This is a genomic window from Bacillus sp. JST-5, assembly GCF_057747715.1.
Genome location: NZ_JBYLHW010000037.1, coordinates 1 through 15,504 on the forward strand (window position 1 = coordinate 1; position 15,504 = coordinate 15,504).

Sequence of the window (15,504 nt, forward strand, 5' to 3'; positions counted from 1 at the left end):
ACGTTGCCAAGCAAAAGTAGTTCAAGTAAGGAAGAAGGAGAAATTGAACCACTCAATTTCTCCTTCTTTCTATTTTCTTTATTAATTTTTAAATTTTGGGGTTTAAGGAAAAATTATTCATAACTATTGAATATGAATTTGCAAGTCGACAAAAATCTTGCAACTAGATGGTTTTATTTGAAAGTTGAACGTTCAAGAGTGAATTTGTTAACCAAGTAATCGAAAAAATCTTGCGACTCATATTAATTTATTTGCAAGTCGAAAATTCAAGGTTGATTTTTTCACAAAAAGAAAGGATTGGCGAGTGCCAATCCTGACCGAATGAATGTATATTTACAACTCTGGTCATCGAATTTGTAAGTTTATAAAGGGATTTTGTAACTTTTGAATATTTATTTGCAACTAGAAAACATCGTATTTGCAAGTTCTAAAGAAAAATTTGTAACTATCGAAAAATTATTTGTAACTCACGAATATTTTCTTGTAAGTCGCTAAAAAATCTTGCAACTAGGTTGATTTTATTTGCAAGTTGAGCGTTTAAGATTGAATTTGTTAACCAAGTGATCGATAAAATTTGCAATTCGTATTGTTTTATTCGCAAGTTGAACATTCGAGGTCATTTTTCATCAATAAGGAAGGATTGGCTGGTGTCAATCCTATATCTGATTGAATGTACAGTTGCATACTTCGAAAATAAATTTGCAACTTAAACATTATTAACTTGCAACAAAAAAGAAAAAAATTGTAACCCCAATATTTTGGTTTGGGAAACTTAAGCATATAACAGAACTGTCCTTATTTTGTTACATAAAATGCAAAGCCATTGAAATTTTAAAAGAAAAATTTCACTGGCTTTTTCAATTATGAAGTGTGTTTTGTTTTGGAACTAAAAATTTAACTTGTCTAACTTTGGGTCACTTTAACGAACCAATCCTATATTGAGTTAGTTTGGTTTTGCTACATTATTATGTTAATATGTTTACATCCTTTATGCCATAATCTAAGTTGCAAAATTTCAGTAAAGTATCCATATGGAAAATGTCAGCTATAAAAAACTATAAGATTAATGAGTATAATCAGGGGTAAAAAATACTAATAGTGAATGCTAGCTAGTTTGTCATGATTTTTCATGAAATTATTTTTTGAAAAGGGGGTATTTTGTGCTAGAAAATGGCTTTATAGTGGCTGCAATCATTTTAATAATTAATATTGTTTATGTCTCGTTTTTTACCATTCGAATGATACTGACATTAAAAGGACAAAGATATATTGCTGCTCTAATAAGTATGATAGAAGTAGTTATTTACGTCATTGGACTAGGTTTAGTTTTAGAAAATCTGAATGAAATCCAAAATATCATTGCATACGCTATCGGTTATGGATTAGGCGTACTAATGGGAATGAAAATTGAAGAAAAATTAGCTTTAGGATACATTACTGTTAATGTTATTACAAAAGAATATAATGGAGAGTTGGCAAAAAATTTACGTTCTCAAGGATATGGTGTAACCTCTTGGCAAGCTCATGGACTTGAAGGAGACCGAATGGCATTGCAAATCTTAACACCAAGGAAATATGAACTTAAACTTTATCAAACGATTAAAGAATTAGACCCTAAAGCATTTATCATTGCTTATGAACCAAAAACTATCTATGGAGGTTTTTGGGTGAAATCTGTGAAAAAAGGGAAATTGGAACAATGACGAAGAAAAAAATGTTTTTTGTTCAAGAGAATGAATCCATTGATGAGTGTTTAATCCGGATGCAAAGAGAAGGATTTATTCCAATTAGAAGAATTGAACAACCGATTTTTAAAGAAATCTTGAATCAAGATGGACAAAAAGAATACGTAGCAATAGATCGTATTATAAAGTTTGAAGGAAAATCCATAAAATAAAAAAACACGAACATTATATGTACATTTTTATAAAATGTTCGATTTTTTATTGACAGAAAAAAAGATAGTTGTTAAGCTTAAGATATCAAAATTAAATGAATGAACCCCTCATATAATCATGGGAATATGGCCCATAAGTCTCTACCCAATAACCGTAAATTATTGGACTATGAGGGAAAGTTCTCTGCTGGTCAAATGATTAGAACCGTCTATTGTTATTAGTCGGCTTATATACTCATACCCAGAAAGATTGCTTTCTCTCTTAGAGGCATCTTTCTGGGTATTTTTGTGGAAAAAACACTAAATTTTGGGGTGAAATGATGAATCCAATTGTTGGAGTAATTATGGGGAGTAAGTCGGATTGGGAAACGATGAAATACTGTTGTGAAACTCTTTTGGAATATGACATTCCTTTTGAAAAATTAGTCGTTTCAGCACATAGAACACCGGATGAAATGTTTAAATATGCTGAAAATGCAAGAAAAAGAGGTATTCGAGTAATTATTGCTGGAGCCGGAGGAGCTGCACATCTACCAGGTATGGTAGCTGCAAAAACTACGTTGCCAGTCATTGGTGTCCCTATTCAATCAAAAGCGTTAAATGGATTAGATTCATTGTTATCAATCGTTCAAATGCCAGCAGGTGTCCCCGTTGGAACAGTTGCTATTGGAAAAGCAGGAGCGATTAACGCAGGACTTTTTGCTGTACAAATTTTATCTACACACGATGATTCTATTGCACAAAAGTTAATGAATAAAAGAATCGAAACGAAAAACATGGTAATCGAAAGTAGTGAAGAACTTGTGTAAAACAATTTTACCTGGTCAAACGATAGGAATTATTGGCGGAGGACAACTTGGAAGAATGATGGCAATTGCTGCAAAAAAAAGAGGATATAAGATTGCTGTCCTTGATCCTTCTAAAAATTCTCCGTGTGCCCAAATAGCTGATGTTGAAATTGTTGCACCGTTTAATAATATACGAGCATTAGAAAAATTAGCATCGATCAGTGATTGTATAACTTATGAATTTGAAAATATTGATTATGAATCTTTATTGGAATTAACCAAGATTGCATATATACCACAAGGAGCAGAAATTATTAAACGAACACAAAATCGAATATTGGAAAAAGAATTAATTACTCAAGCTGGTTTAAAAACCGCCCCCTATCAAATCATTCAAAATGAATATGATTTATTGAATGCTATAAGCATATTAGGATTACCTTCCATACTTAAAACAGCGATAGGTGGGTATGACGGAAAAGGACAATATGTCATTCAAAATGAAAGTGAAATTCATGAGGCAAAGAAACTATTAAAGAATGGGGATTGTATTTTAGAAAAATTTGTTCATTTTGAGAAAGAAATATCTGTCATTATTACCCGTAGTGTTAATGGAGAAGTAAAAATTTTCCCGATTGCAGAAAACATTCACAAACACAATATTTTACATCTTACGATTGCTCCAGCAAGAATAAATTCTGTCATTGAAGAAAAGGCAAAACATATGGCATTAACATTGGCGGAAAAAGGAAAGTTTGTAGGCACTTTTGCCATTGAAATGTTTGTTACAGAAAATAATGAGGTCCTTATAAATGAATTAGCTCCTAGACCACATAATTCAGGGCATTTCACGATAGAAGCTTGTGAAGTTTCTCAGTTTGATCAACATATTTTAGCGATTTGTAATCTGCCCTTAGGAAATACAGAAATATTAAAGCCTGCGGTAATGGTAAATATATTAGGTGAACATGTAAATGATGTAATTAAGCAATTACCAATGTTAAAAGATTGGCATGTTCACTTATATGGAAAAAAAGAAGTAAAAGAGAAAAGAAAAATGGGGCATGCAACATTGCTAAAAAATGATGTTAATGATGCCATTCAAGAAATATATAGTACAATGATTTGGTAGAATTCATCACAGCTTTACACAATGGAGGTTATAAAATGATTGAACGTTACACTAGAGAAGAAATGGGAAACATTTGGTCTGAGAAAAATAAATTTAAGGCGTGGTTGGAAGTAGAAATTTTAGCATGTGAAGCATGGTCAGAACTTGGGGAAATACCGAAAGAGGATGTAGAGAAACTTCGAAAACATGCAAGTTTTGATATTCAACGAATCAAAGAAATTGAGGAAGAAACTCGTCATGATGTTGTTGCATTTACTAGAGCGGTTTCAGAAACATTAGGTGAAGAAAGAAAATGGGTTCATTACGGGCTTACTTCGACAGATGTCGTTGATACTGCTTTATCTTATCTATTAAAACAAGCGAACGAAATATTGCTCAAAGACTTAGAAAACTTTATTGAAATATTGAAGAATAAAGCTTTAGAACATAAATATGACGTCATGATGGGGAGAACCCATGGTGTTCACGCTGAACCAACAACTTTTGGATTAAAACTTGCCTTATGGTATGAAGAAATGAAGCGTAATTTAGAGCGTTTTCGATTCGCAGCGGAAACAGTTCAAGTTGGAAAAATATCCGGTGCTGTAGGTACATATGCAAATATAGATCCTTTTGTAGAGAAATACGTTTGCGAAAAGTTAGGTTTAAAACCGGCTCCTATTTCTACTCAAACATTACAACGAGATAGACATGCTCATTACATGTCTACGTTAGCACTGATAGCTACATCTATTGAAAAATTTGCAGTAGAAATCCGTGGACTACAAAAAAGTGAAACTCGTGAGGTAGAAGAATTTTTTGCTAAAGGTCAAAAAGGTTCTTCAGCCATGCCTCATAAGAGAAATCCAATAGGTTCAGAGAACATGACAGGGATGGCAAGAGTTATTCGAGGGTATATGTTAACGGCGTATGAAAATGTTCCGCTTTGGCATGAAAGAGATATTTCACATTCTTCTGCTGAGAGAATCATACTACCTGATGCAACGATTGCATTAAATTATATGTTAAATCGAATGGGAAATATTATTAAAAACTTAACTGTCTTTCCTGAAAATATGAAACGAAATATGAATCGTACATTAGGTCTTATTTTTTCACAAAGGGTACTGTTGGCATTAATCGATAAAGGACTTACAAGAGAAGAAGCTTATGATACTGTTCAGCCTAAAGCGATGGAAGCATGGGAAAAACAAGTTTCATTTAAGGAACTGGTTGAGAAAGATGAACATATAACAAAATATTTAACGCAGGAAGAAATAGATGACTGTTTTGACTATACTTATCATTTAAAACATGTAGATACTATTTTTAAACGTTTAGGACTTGAATAGGAAAGGTGCTTTTTGCCTTTCCTATAATAATCATATCTTCAAAACGGAGCATAGGAGGATACAGTTGATGAAAGGATCCCTTTTATATGAAGGTAAGGCGAAAAAAATATACTTAACGGAAGACCCTAACATCGTTTTGATTCAATACAAAAATTCAATCACAGCTTTTAATGGTCAAAAGAAAGAAGAAATCGAAGGGAAAGGAGAATTAAACAATAGAATATCCTCCCAAATTTTACAATTGCTAACGGAAAAGAACATCCCGAACCATTTTATAAAAGTGGTATCCCCAACGGAACAACTTGTAAAGAAAGTGGAGATTATTCCATTGGAAGTCGTTGTGAGAAATATTGTTGCGGGAAGTTTAGCAAAAAGAGTAGGATTGCCTGAAGGAACAAACATGAAGGAACCTCTTGTAGAATTTTATTACAAAAATGATGACTTAGGGGATCCGTTATTAACAAATGAACATATCAAACTATTAAATCTAATTAGTGAAATAGAATTAGAGAAATTGAGAAACATAGCACTAAAAATTAATGATATATTAATTGAATTTTTTAAAGGGATCCATGTGAATATTGTCGATTTTAAATTAGAGTTTGGAAAAGATGTTGACGGCGAAATTTTATTAGCTGATGAAATATCTCCAGATACTTGTAGATTATGGGATATGAACACGAAGAAAAAACTAGATAAAGATGTTTTTCGCCGTAATCTTGGCAGTTTAACAGAAGCCTATCAAAATATCCTATCACGAATGAAAGGGGAAGACCTTCATGTATAAAGTGAAAGTTTTTATTACGTTAAAAGACTCCGTATTAGATCCACAAGGGACAGCGGTAAAAAAATCGCTTCATAGTTTAGCATTTACAGAAGTTGAAGATATCCGGGTAGGAAAATATATGGAACTATTCATTAGTAAAAGTGATAAAGACATTCACGAAATGATTCACGATATGTGCAAACGTTTGTTAGCCAATACAGTAATTGAAGACTATCGTTATGAAATAGAGGAGTGTGTTCAATCGTGAAGTTTGCCGTCATTGTTTTTCCCGGATCGAATTGTGACGTGGATATGTATCACGCCATAAAAGATGTTTTATATGAAGATGTTGAATACGTCCATCACAATTGTGAAGACTTATCAGGATATGATGCAGTTTTACTTCCGGGAGGATTTTCTTATGGAGATTATTTACGATCGGGAGCCATTGCTCGCTTTAGCCCTGTAATGAAAGAAGTAGTGAGAATAGCTTCTGAAGGGAAACCGGTATTAGGTGTTTGTAACGGCTTCCAAATTTTGCTCGAAGCAGGGTTGCTACCAGGGGCGATGAGAAAAAACAATCATTTGAAATTTGTTTGTAAAAATGTCCAACTGAAAGTAATGAATAACAACACAATGTTTACTAACTGTTACTCTAAAGGAGAAATTATTCAAATACCTATTGCTCATGGTGAAGGTAATTATTATTGTGATTCGGAAACACTCCATCAATTAAAACAAAATAACCAAATTGTGTTTACTTATGCAAACGAAAACCCTAATGGAAGTGTTGAAAATATAGCTGGAATTATCAATAAAACGGGCAATGTATTAGGAATGATGCCACATCCTGAACGAGCAGTTGAAGATCTTCTCGGAAATCAAGATGGGATCAGATTATTTCAATCCATCGTCAATCAATGGAGGGAAAAATATGTCATTAATTATTGAGCCTACTCCAAATGATATAAAAGATAAAAAAATTTATCAAGATATGGGGTTAACGGATGAAGAATTTTCATTAGTAGAAAAATTATTAGGGAGACTTCCAAACTATACAGAGACTGGAATCTTCTCTGTCATGTGGTCTGAACATTGCAGTTATAAAAATTCTAAACCACTATTAAAAAAATTCCCTACTAAAGGTAAATATGTCCTTCAAGGTCCCGGAGAAGGAGCAGGAATCGTTGATATTGGAGATGGGCAAGCGGTCGTATTCAAGATTGAAAGTCATAACCATCCTTCGGCTATAGAACCTTATCAAGGTGCAGCTACTGGAGTTGGAGGAATCATTCGTGATGTTTTTTCAATGGGGGCAAGACCAATTGCTTTATTAAATTCATTGAGATTCGGAGAATTAGAAAATTCACGTGTAAAATACCTTTTTAAAGAAGTTGTTGCTGGAATAGCTGGATATGGTAATTGTATTGGAATTCCAACTGTTGGGGGAGAAATACAATTTGATTCTTCTTATGAAGGGAACCCCTTAGTCAATGCAATGTGTGTCGGATTAATTAATCACGAAGATATTAAAAAAGGTTTAGCAAAAGGAAAAGGAAATACAGTCATGTATGTTGGTGCAAAAACAGGCCGTGATGGGATTCATGGAGCTACGTTTGCCTCGGAAGAATTATCAGATGATTCTGATGAAAAGCGCCCTGCAGTACAGGTTGGAGACCCCTTCATGGAAAAACTGTTAATGGAAGCATGCTTAGAAGCGATTCAATCCGATGCATTAATTGGTATTCAAGATATGGGAGCAGCAGGTCTAACAAGTTCTTCATCAGAAATGGCGAGCAAAGCCGGAATGGGAATTGAAATGAACTTAGATTTAGTCCCTCAGCGTGAACAAGGAATGACCCCTTATGAAATGATGTTGTCTGAATCGCAAGAAAGAATGTTACTAGTCATCGAAAACGGAAGAGAAAAAGAAATAATGGACATTTTCCATCGCTATGGATTAGATGCTGTTCCTATTGGTAAAGTGACGGATGATAAAAAATTAAGACTTATTCATAAAGGTAAGATTGTTGCTGAGATACCTGTGGATGCCTTAGTAAAAGAGGCACCCGTCTACCATAAACCATCAAAAACACCTGAATACTATAAAGAATTTCAACAAATGGATTTAGAAATACCTACCGTTGAAAACTATGAGGAAACATTAATGAAACTTCTCTCTCAACCAACGATTGCTAGTAAAGAATGGGTGTATGAACAATATGATTATATGGTTCGTACTAATACAGTCATTGCACCAGGATCTGATGCGGCTGTAATAAGGATTCGTGGAACTAATAAAGCATTAGCAATGACTACTGATTGTAATGCCCGATATTTATATTTAGACCCTGAAACAGGTGGGAAAATTGCGGTGGCAGAAGCGGCTAGAAATATCATCTGTTCTGGAGCAAAACCACTAGCCTTAACTGATTGTCTCAATTTTGGAAGCCCAGAGAAACCTGAGATTTTCTGGCAAATGGAAAAAGCGATTGATGGGATGAGCGAAGCATGTAAAGCTCTTCAAACACCTGTCATTGGAGGGAATGTTTCTTTATACAATGAAACCAATGGAATAGCTGTTTACCCAACTCCAGTTGTTGGAATGGTTGGATTAATTGAAGATGTTCAACATATAACAACACAATACTTTAAAAAAGCTGGAGATCTCATATATGTATTGGGTGAAGCGAAAAACGAGTTTGGAGGAAGCGAACTCCAAAAGCTATTGTTTGGAAAAATATTTGGAAAATCACCATCAATAGATTTAGAAGTTGAGGTAAATCGCCAAGCTCAAATATTAAAAGCAATTCTAAATGGTTATGTTGCATCGGCGCATGATATTAGTGAAGGTGGCTTTGCAGTTGCATTATGTGAAAGTTTATTTGGAACAGGACTTGGTGCAGAAGTTACGATAAATGGCAATGAGGTTGTTGAACTATTTAGTGAAACGCAATCAAGATTTCTTATTTCTGTTAAAGAAGAACATAAAGAAATGTTCGAACAGTTAGTTAGTGCAAAGTGTATTGGTAAGGTTACGGATACAAGTGAACTAGTTATTAAAAATCATGAAGGTAAAACCATTGTATCTTCTAATCTATCACAACTAGAACAAGCGTGGAGAGGGGCGATCCAATGCTTGCTGAATTAAAAGGCTTAAATGAAGAATGTGGAGTCTTTGGAATATGGGGGCATCCAGACGCGGCAAAAATCACTTACTATGGTTTACACAGTCTTCAGCACCGTGGGCAAGAAGGAGCGGGAATTGTTGTTTCTAACGGAGATTCGCTATATGGAGTTAAAGGGGAAGGACTTGTTACAGAAGTTTTCACAGAGGAAAAGATAAGTCAGCTCAAAGGCAATGCGGCTATTGGACATGTTCGTTATGCTACTGCAGGAGGCGGAGGATACGATAATGTGCAGCCACTTCTCTTTCGTTCGCAAAATGGCAGTTTAGCATTAAGTCACAATGGAAATTTAATTAACGCTTCTATGTTAAAGTTTCAACTAGAAAATCAAGGGAGCATCTTTCAAACAACTTCCGACACAGAAGTACTAGCCCACCTTATGAAAAGAAGCGGATATTTAACCGTAAGAGAATCATTAAAAAATTCACTTCCTATGTTAAAGGGAGGATATGCATTTGTTATCTTAACGGAAAAAGAGATGCTAGTAGCTCTCGACCCTAATGGGCTAAGACCGTTAGCGCTTGGGAAATTGAATGATGCGTATGTGGTTGCATCTGAAACATGTGCTTTTGATATTATTGGTGCTGAGTACATTCGTGATGTAGAGCCAGGAGAAATGTTAGTGATCAATCATGAAGGTGTTCAATCAGAAATTTTCTCCTACCATACGACAAAAGCTATATGCTCAATGGAATATGTTTATTTTTCAAGGCCAGATAGTAATATTCAAGGAATCAATGTTCATACAGCTAGAAAAAATTTAGGGCGTGAATTAGCACGCGAAGCACCGATTGATGCAGACGTCGTTACCGGTGTACCTGATTCAAGCATATCTGCGGCTATTGGTTATGCTGAAGCTACGGGAATACCATATGAAATGGGATTAATCAAAAATCGTTATGTAGGAAGAACATTTATACAACCTTCTCAAGCTCTTAGAGAACAAGGAGTAAAAATGAAACTATCACCAGTAAGAGGTGTGGTTGAAGGAAAACGTGTCGTTATGGTTGATGATTCAATCGTGCGTGGAACAACTAGCCGTAGAATAGTTTCATTACTAAAAGAAGCCGGAGCAAAAGAAGTTCATGTGATGATTAGTGCTCCGCCGATCAAGCATCCTTGTTTCTACGGAATTGATACACCAACTAATGAAGAATTAATAGCCTACAATCATTCCATTGAGGAAATGAAAGAATTGATTGGTTGTGATTCACTACACTTTTTAAGTGTTCAAGGGTTATTAAAAGCAATTGGAAAAGAAACAGGACAATGTTTAGCTTGTTTTACGGGGCATTATCCTACAGAAGTATTTCCAAAAATAAAACTCACTCAAAAATGTTAATATTGGAGGAGCTTCTAAAATGAGCAAAGCATATAAAAATGCCGGTGTTGATATCGAAGCTGGATATGAAGCAGTATCAAAAATAAAGAAGCATGTCGAAAAAACGAAAAGACTAGGTGTTATAGGCTCACTGGGCGGTTTTGGCGGTTTATTTGATTTAACAGCTTTATCTTATAAAGAGCCGGTACTTGTGACGGGGACAGATGGTGTTGGGACAAAGTTATTAGTTGCCCAAATGATGAATAAACACGATACGATTGGAATTGATGCAGTTGCAATGTGCGTCAATGATATTTTAGTTCAAGGTGCGGAACCATTATTCTTTTTAGACTATATTGCTTGTGGAAAATCAGATCCAGAAATAATTGAAGCAATTGTTAAAGGAATAGCAGATGGTTGTAAACAAGCTGGCTGTGCTATTGTTGGCGGAGAAACAGCTGAAATGCCTGGGATGTACAAGGAAAATGAATATGATATTGCAGGATTTGTAGTTGGCGCATGTGAAAAATCAAATTTAATAGATGGAAAAGAAATTGCCGAAGGTGATGTATTAATAGGGTTACCATCTAGCGGTATTCACAGTAACGGATATTCTTTAGTAAGAAAAATTCTTTTTTCAGATGCAAGATTATCTGTTGATACTTATGTAGAAGATTTTGCTTGTTCAATTGGAGAAGAACTGTTAAAACCAACGAAAATCTATGTGGAATCCATTTTGCATGTTTTAGCTAATGCAAAAATTAAAAGTATGGCACATATCACTGGTGGAGGATTTTATGAAAATATTCCGAGAAGCCTGCCAAAAGGTTTTAGTGCTGTTATTCAAACAGGATCTTGGGAAATTCAACCGATCTTCCATTTTTTGAAAAAGTTAGGTTCGTTGCAAGAAGAAGATTTATATAGCGTTTTTAACATGGGTATTGGACTTGTACTGATGGTTGCAAAAGAAGATTGTGATAAGGTAGTACAGTTGTTAAAAGAAAAAAATGAAAACCCTAGAATTATTGGATTTGTAACGAAAGGCTCAGGAGTCACCATTAAATAAAATGAATCAATTTAGGAGAGAGCGATGAAGAACATAGCAATATTTGCATCTGGAAGCGGAACTAATTTCCAATCAATTGTTGATTCAGTTAAAAATGGATTGCTTAATGCAAATATACGTTTACTCGTTTGTGATAATCCAAATGCGTTTGTGTTGGAACGGGCGAAAAACGAAAAAATACCGATTTTTGTATTTTCTTCTAAAGACTATACATCAAAAGCTGAATATGAAAAAGATATTTTACATCAATTGCAGAAACAAGAGGTTGAATTTATTGTTTTAGCGGGCTATATGAGGTTAATAGGCAAAACCTTATTAAAACCGTTTGAAGGAAAAATTGTCAATATCCATCCATCCTTATTACCTTTGTTCCCGGGAAAGAATGCAGTAGAGCAAGCATTAGAAGCGGGTGTATCGGAAACAGGAGTTACCATTCATTATGTCGATGAAGGAATGGATACGGGTCCTATTATTGAACAACGAGTAATTCCAATTGCAAAGAGTGATACGAAGCCAATGGTTTTAGATAAGATAAAACGTGTTGAACATGAGCTATACCCTAACGTATTAAGAAAATTGTTAAACAACCATCAGGAGGAGAATCATGCAAAAAAAACGTGCAATCATTAGTGTTTCAAATAAAGAAAATATTCTCCCTTTTGCACAAGAATTAGTTAATCTTGGGTTTGAAATTATTTCAACGGGTGGAACAAAAGCTCTTTTACAAGAAAATGGTATTCCCGTAACAGCCATTAGCGATGTTACAGGATTTCCAGAAATATTAGAGGGGCGTGTAAAAACCCTACATCCCAAAATACACGGGGCATTATTGGCGAAATATGACAATGAAAAACATATTGAACAGTTAAAAAATCATTTGATTGAGCCTATTCAGCTTGTGTGTGTTAATTTATACCCATTTCAAGAAACGATTGAAAAGAAAGAGTCAACCTTTATGGATGCCATTGAAAATATAGATATCGGTGGACCAACGATGTTACGGGCTTCTGCCAAAAATCACGAATATATAACAGTGGTTGTAGATCCAGCTGATTATGATTTAGTACTCTCAGAATTAAAAGAGTTAAATCAAACAAAAATAGAAACTAGGAAAAAGTTAGCGGCAAAAGTGTTTCGTCATACAGCAGCTTATGATGCATTGATTTCTCAATATTTAACAGAGCAAGTAAAAGAAGAAGCACCTGAAAAATTAACGGTTACATACCAATTAAAACAGACGCTTCGTTATGGAGAAAATCCTCATCAGAAGGCTGCGTTTTATGAAAATCCACTTGGATCAACTTTTTCTATTGCTAAAGCAAATCAACTTCATGGAAAAGAACTTTCTTATAACAATATAAAGGATGCGGATGCCGCTATTCAAATTGTAAAAGAATTTGATGAGCCAGCAGCATGTGCGGTTAAACATACAAATCCTTGTGGAGTTGGGATTGGAGATACAATTGATCAAGCCTTTATGAAAGCATTTGAGGCGGATCCAATATCAATATTTGGTGGAATAGTCGCATTTAATCGTGAAGTAGATGAACAAACGGCTATTAAATTAAATGAGATTTTCCTCGAGATTATCATAGCTCCTTCGTTTAGTGAGGAAGCCTTCCAGATACTAACCAGAAAGAAAAATATTCGTTTATTGACGATTCCTTTTGAAAAGGAAATGAAAAAAGAAAAGGTATATCAGTCTGTTGAAGGTGGACTTCTTGTCCAAGATATGGATGACTGGGGAATTGAAGAGGCGAATATTTCTATTCCAACAAACCGAAAACCAACGGAAGAAGAATGGGATGCATTAAAATTTGCATGGAAAGTTGTCAAACATGTCAAATCCAATGCAATTGTTTTGGCGAAAGATAATATGACTATTGGGGTAGGAGCAGGGCAAATGAACAGAGTTGGTGCTGCAAAAATAGCTATAAAACAAGCAGGTGAAAAATCGGTCGGCTCTGTATTAGCTTCTGATGCCTTTTTCCCAATGGATGATACAGTAGAAGCTGCGGCTAAAGCTGGTGTAACAGCTATTATTCAACCTGGTGGTTCTATTCGTGATGAAGATTCGATTAAAAAGGCAAATGAATACAACATTGCCATGGTATTTACAGGTGTACGGCATTTTAAACATTGATGTGAAAGTAGGGGGAAGGAATGAATGTTCTTGTAATTGGAAAAGGCGGGCGTGAACATGCCATTTGTAAAAAATTAAAAGAAAGTAAACTTGTCCAGCAAGTGTTTGTGGCACCTGGCAATGATGGTATGACTGATGTAGCAACGATAGTCCCCATTAGTGAAGAAGACCATTTATCCCTTGTCCAATTTGCAAAGGAAAATAAAATTGAACTAACAATCGTTGGTCCTGAGGGGCCATTAATGAGCGGCATTGTAGATGTTTTTTTGGAACATGATCTATTAATTTTTGGACCAAAGAAAAATGCGGCTATCATAGAAGGTAGTAAATCTTTCGCTAAAAACTTAATGAAAAAATATAACATTCCAACGGCAAATTTTGACTCGTTTGATAATTACGAAGAAGCACTCCAGTATATTAAAGAAAAAGGTGCCCCAATAGTAATTAAAGCAGATGGGCTTGCAGCAGGAAAAGGAGTAACAGTTGCAATGACATTGTATGAAGCGGAAGAGGCTTTAAGAAATATGATGTTAGACCATCGATTTGGTTCGGCTGCTAACAAAATTGTCATTGAAGAGTATTTAGAAGGACAGGAATTTTCTTTAATGGCGTTTGTGAGTGGAGAACATGTATATCCACTACAAATCGCCCAAGACTATAAGCGCGCGTTTGATGGAAATGTTGGACCGAATACAGGAGGAATGGGATCATTTTCACCGGTACCATTCATTGATCAAAAAGTTATTGATGAATCCATTGAAAACATTGTAAAACCGATAGCCAAAGCAATGGTGCTTGAAAATCGTCCATTTACTGGAGTTTTATATGCTGGTCTAATTTCAACAATTAATGGTCCTAAAGTCATTGAATTCAATGCTCGTTTTGGAGACCCGGAAACACAAGTTGTCTTACCTAGAATGAAAAGTGATCTTGTGGAAGTATTGTTAAATGTAATAAAGAAAAATGATATGGAAATCGAGTGGGATGACGAAGCAATGGTTGGGGTGGTTTTAGCAGCCAAAGGTTATCCTAATCAGCCAATCATTAATCAAACCATTGACGGGCTTCAAAATTTATCTAAGCAATCTTATATTTATCATGCAGGAACGAAAAAAAATGAACATGGGGAATGGATTACTGCTGGGGGAAGAGTTTTATTCATAGGAAGTAAAGGATCTACGATTGAAGAGGCAAGAAAATCTGCCTATCAAGAACTCGAAAAAGTTATTTCGGAAGGTTTATTTTATCGGACAGATATTGCTCTTTTCAATCAGTAAGTTTATCTATATTTTCTAGACTGTTTTCTTTTCGAACGTTTCATAAAAGCATAAAATATTGCGACAATACTTCCGATAATCATGATTAAAACAAACGACATATCGGTCAAATATTCAAAATACATTTTTATTCAGCTCCTCAACTTTTGAAAAGGGAAATTTATCTTCAACGGGAGATAAATTTCCCTAAATTCATTTAATTATTTTTTACAGAATCCTCTAATTTGTTGTTGTTAGTAAATGTATCCATAAAATCTTTAATTGATTTATTTCCTAATCCTAAATCTTTGATATTGATATTTCCTAACTTTTCCTGACCCTCTTGAAATAATGCTGTGACAGGACAATAGCGTACGATACCCTCAGCAACTTTCATTGCACCTAAAAGGATCATAATAATATAAGAATTGTTCCAAGGTCGTCTAATGAGTTTAGACGTAAAGTAAGAAACAATGGTTAAACCACATGTAATTCGTATCAATGCGTTAAAAATTCCAATATTCGGCATAACTTTCATAGAATATTCCCCCAATTGTAAAAAAATATTCATAACATTTAATCGATTCTTTAATGCTTTAAAATGTAAAATATGTTA

General features: G+C 34.7%; 16 protein-coding genes and 1 riboswitch. Of the genes, 14 read left to right on the forward strand and 2 right to left on the reverse strand.

The window, feature by feature from the left end; translation table 11 throughout:
• Positions 1-1,160: 1,160 nt before the first annotated feature.
• The 14 genes from AC3ASS_RS08855 (at position 1,161) to purD (ending at position 14,909) form a co-directional block, all read left to right on the forward strand.
• Entirely contained in the window at positions 1,161-1,703 is a 543-nt protein-coding gene (locus tag AC3ASS_RS08855; RefSeq protein WP_488283167.1) for a DUF2179 domain-containing protein, read from the forward strand.
• The gene (locus tag AC3ASS_RS08860; RefSeq protein ID WP_488283168.1) at positions 1,700-1,897 is read left to right on the forward strand and encodes an NETI motif-containing protein; all 198 of its coding nucleotides are present in this window, start codon (positions 1,700-1,702) and stop codon (positions 1,895-1,897) included. The genes AC3ASS_RS08855 and AC3ASS_RS08860 overlap by 4 nt, the downstream gene beginning before the upstream one ends.
• A gap of 88 nt (positions 1,898-1,985) precedes the next feature.
• Positions 1,986-2,087: riboswitch (purine riboswitch) on the forward strand.
• 130 nt (positions 2,088-2,217) lie between these two features.
• Positions 2,218-2,706 carry a 5-(carboxyamino)imidazole ribonucleotide mutase gene (gene purE, locus AC3ASS_RS08865; protein ID WP_488283169.1) on the forward strand — a complete coding sequence of 163 codons (489 nt, stop codon included), beginning with the start codon at positions 2,218-2,220 and terminating at the stop codon, positions 2,704-2,706.
• Positions 2,699-3,817, forward strand: coding sequence for a 5-(carboxyamino)imidazole ribonucleotide synthase (gene purK / locus AC3ASS_RS08870; protein ID WP_488283170.1), 1,119 nt, complete (start codon positions 2,699-2,701; stop codon positions 3,815-3,817). The genes purE and purK overlap by 8 nt, the downstream gene beginning before the upstream one ends.
• A 35-nt stretch (positions 3,818-3,852) precedes the next feature.
• Positions 3,853-5,148 (forward strand): adenylosuccinate lyase, encoded by a 1,296-nt coding sequence (purB, locus tag AC3ASS_RS08875; protein WP_488283171.1) that lies wholly within the window; start codon positions 3,853-3,855, stop codon positions 5,146-5,148.
• Between the two features lie 64 nt (positions 5,149-5,212).
• A complete protein-coding gene (purC, locus tag AC3ASS_RS08880) occupies positions 5,213-5,935 on the forward strand; it encodes a phosphoribosylaminoimidazolesuccinocarboxamide synthase (protein ID WP_488283172.1) in 723 nt (240 codons plus the stop codon).
• A complete protein-coding gene (gene purS, locus AC3ASS_RS08885) occupies positions 5,928-6,182 on the forward strand; it encodes a phosphoribosylformylglycinamidine synthase subunit PurS (protein WP_488283173.1) in 255 nt (84 codons plus the stop codon). The genes purC and purS overlap by 8 nt, the downstream gene beginning before the upstream one ends.
• Positions 6,179-6,865, forward strand: coding sequence for a phosphoribosylformylglycinamidine synthase subunit PurQ (purQ, locus tag AC3ASS_RS08890; protein ID WP_488283174.1), 687 nt, complete (start codon positions 6,179-6,181; stop codon positions 6,863-6,865). Before purS ends, purQ begins: the two co-directional genes overlap by 4 nt.
• Positions 6,849-9,065, forward strand: a complete 2,217-nt coding sequence (gene purL, locus AC3ASS_RS08895) for a phosphoribosylformylglycinamidine synthase subunit PurL (RefSeq protein WP_488283175.1) — start codon at positions 6,849-6,851, stop codon at positions 9,063-9,065. Before purQ ends, purL begins: the two co-directional genes overlap by 17 nt.
• On the forward strand, positions 9,050-10,444 hold the full coding sequence (purF, locus tag AC3ASS_RS08900) for an amidophosphoribosyltransferase (protein ID WP_488283176.1): 1,395 nt from the start codon (positions 9,050-9,052) through the stop codon (positions 10,442-10,444). The genes purL and purF overlap by 16 nt, the downstream gene beginning before the upstream one ends.
• Positions 10,445-10,463: 19 nt before the next feature.
• Positions 10,464-11,489 (forward strand): phosphoribosylformylglycinamidine cyclo-ligase, encoded by a 1,026-nt coding sequence (gene purM, locus AC3ASS_RS08905; RefSeq protein WP_488283177.1) that lies wholly within the window; start codon positions 10,464-10,466, stop codon positions 11,487-11,489.
• Positions 11,490-11,513: 24 nt separating this feature from the next.
• Entirely contained in the window at positions 11,514-12,119 is a 606-nt protein-coding gene (gene purN, locus AC3ASS_RS08910; protein ID WP_488283178.1) for a phosphoribosylglycinamide formyltransferase, read from the forward strand.
• Complete coding sequence (gene purH, locus AC3ASS_RS08915; protein WP_488283179.1) at positions 12,094-13,632, forward strand: bifunctional phosphoribosylaminoimidazolecarboxamide formyltransferase/IMP cyclohydrolase; 1,539 nt, start codon at positions 12,094-12,096, stop codon at positions 13,630-13,632. Before purN ends, purH begins: the two co-directional genes overlap by 26 nt.
• 20 nt (positions 13,633-13,652) lie before the next feature.
• Entirely contained in the window at positions 13,653-14,909 is a 1,257-nt protein-coding gene (gene purD / locus AC3ASS_RS08920) for a phosphoribosylamine--glycine ligase (protein WP_488283180.1), read from the forward strand.
• A gap of 2 nt (positions 14,910-14,911) precedes the next feature.
• On the opposite strand, the gene AC3ASS_RS08925 is transcribed toward purD, so the two are convergent.
• Positions 14,912-15,034, reverse strand: a complete 123-nt coding sequence (locus tag AC3ASS_RS08925) for an EYxxD motif small membrane protein (RefSeq protein WP_488283181.1) — start codon at positions 15,032-15,034, stop codon at positions 14,912-14,914.
• Positions 15,035-15,105: 71 nt separating this feature from the next.
• A complete protein-coding gene (locus tag AC3ASS_RS08930) occupies positions 15,106-15,426 on the reverse strand; it encodes a YgaP family membrane protein (protein WP_488283182.1) in 321 nt (106 codons plus the stop codon).
• Between the last annotated feature and the right edge of the window lie 78 nt (positions 15,427-15,504).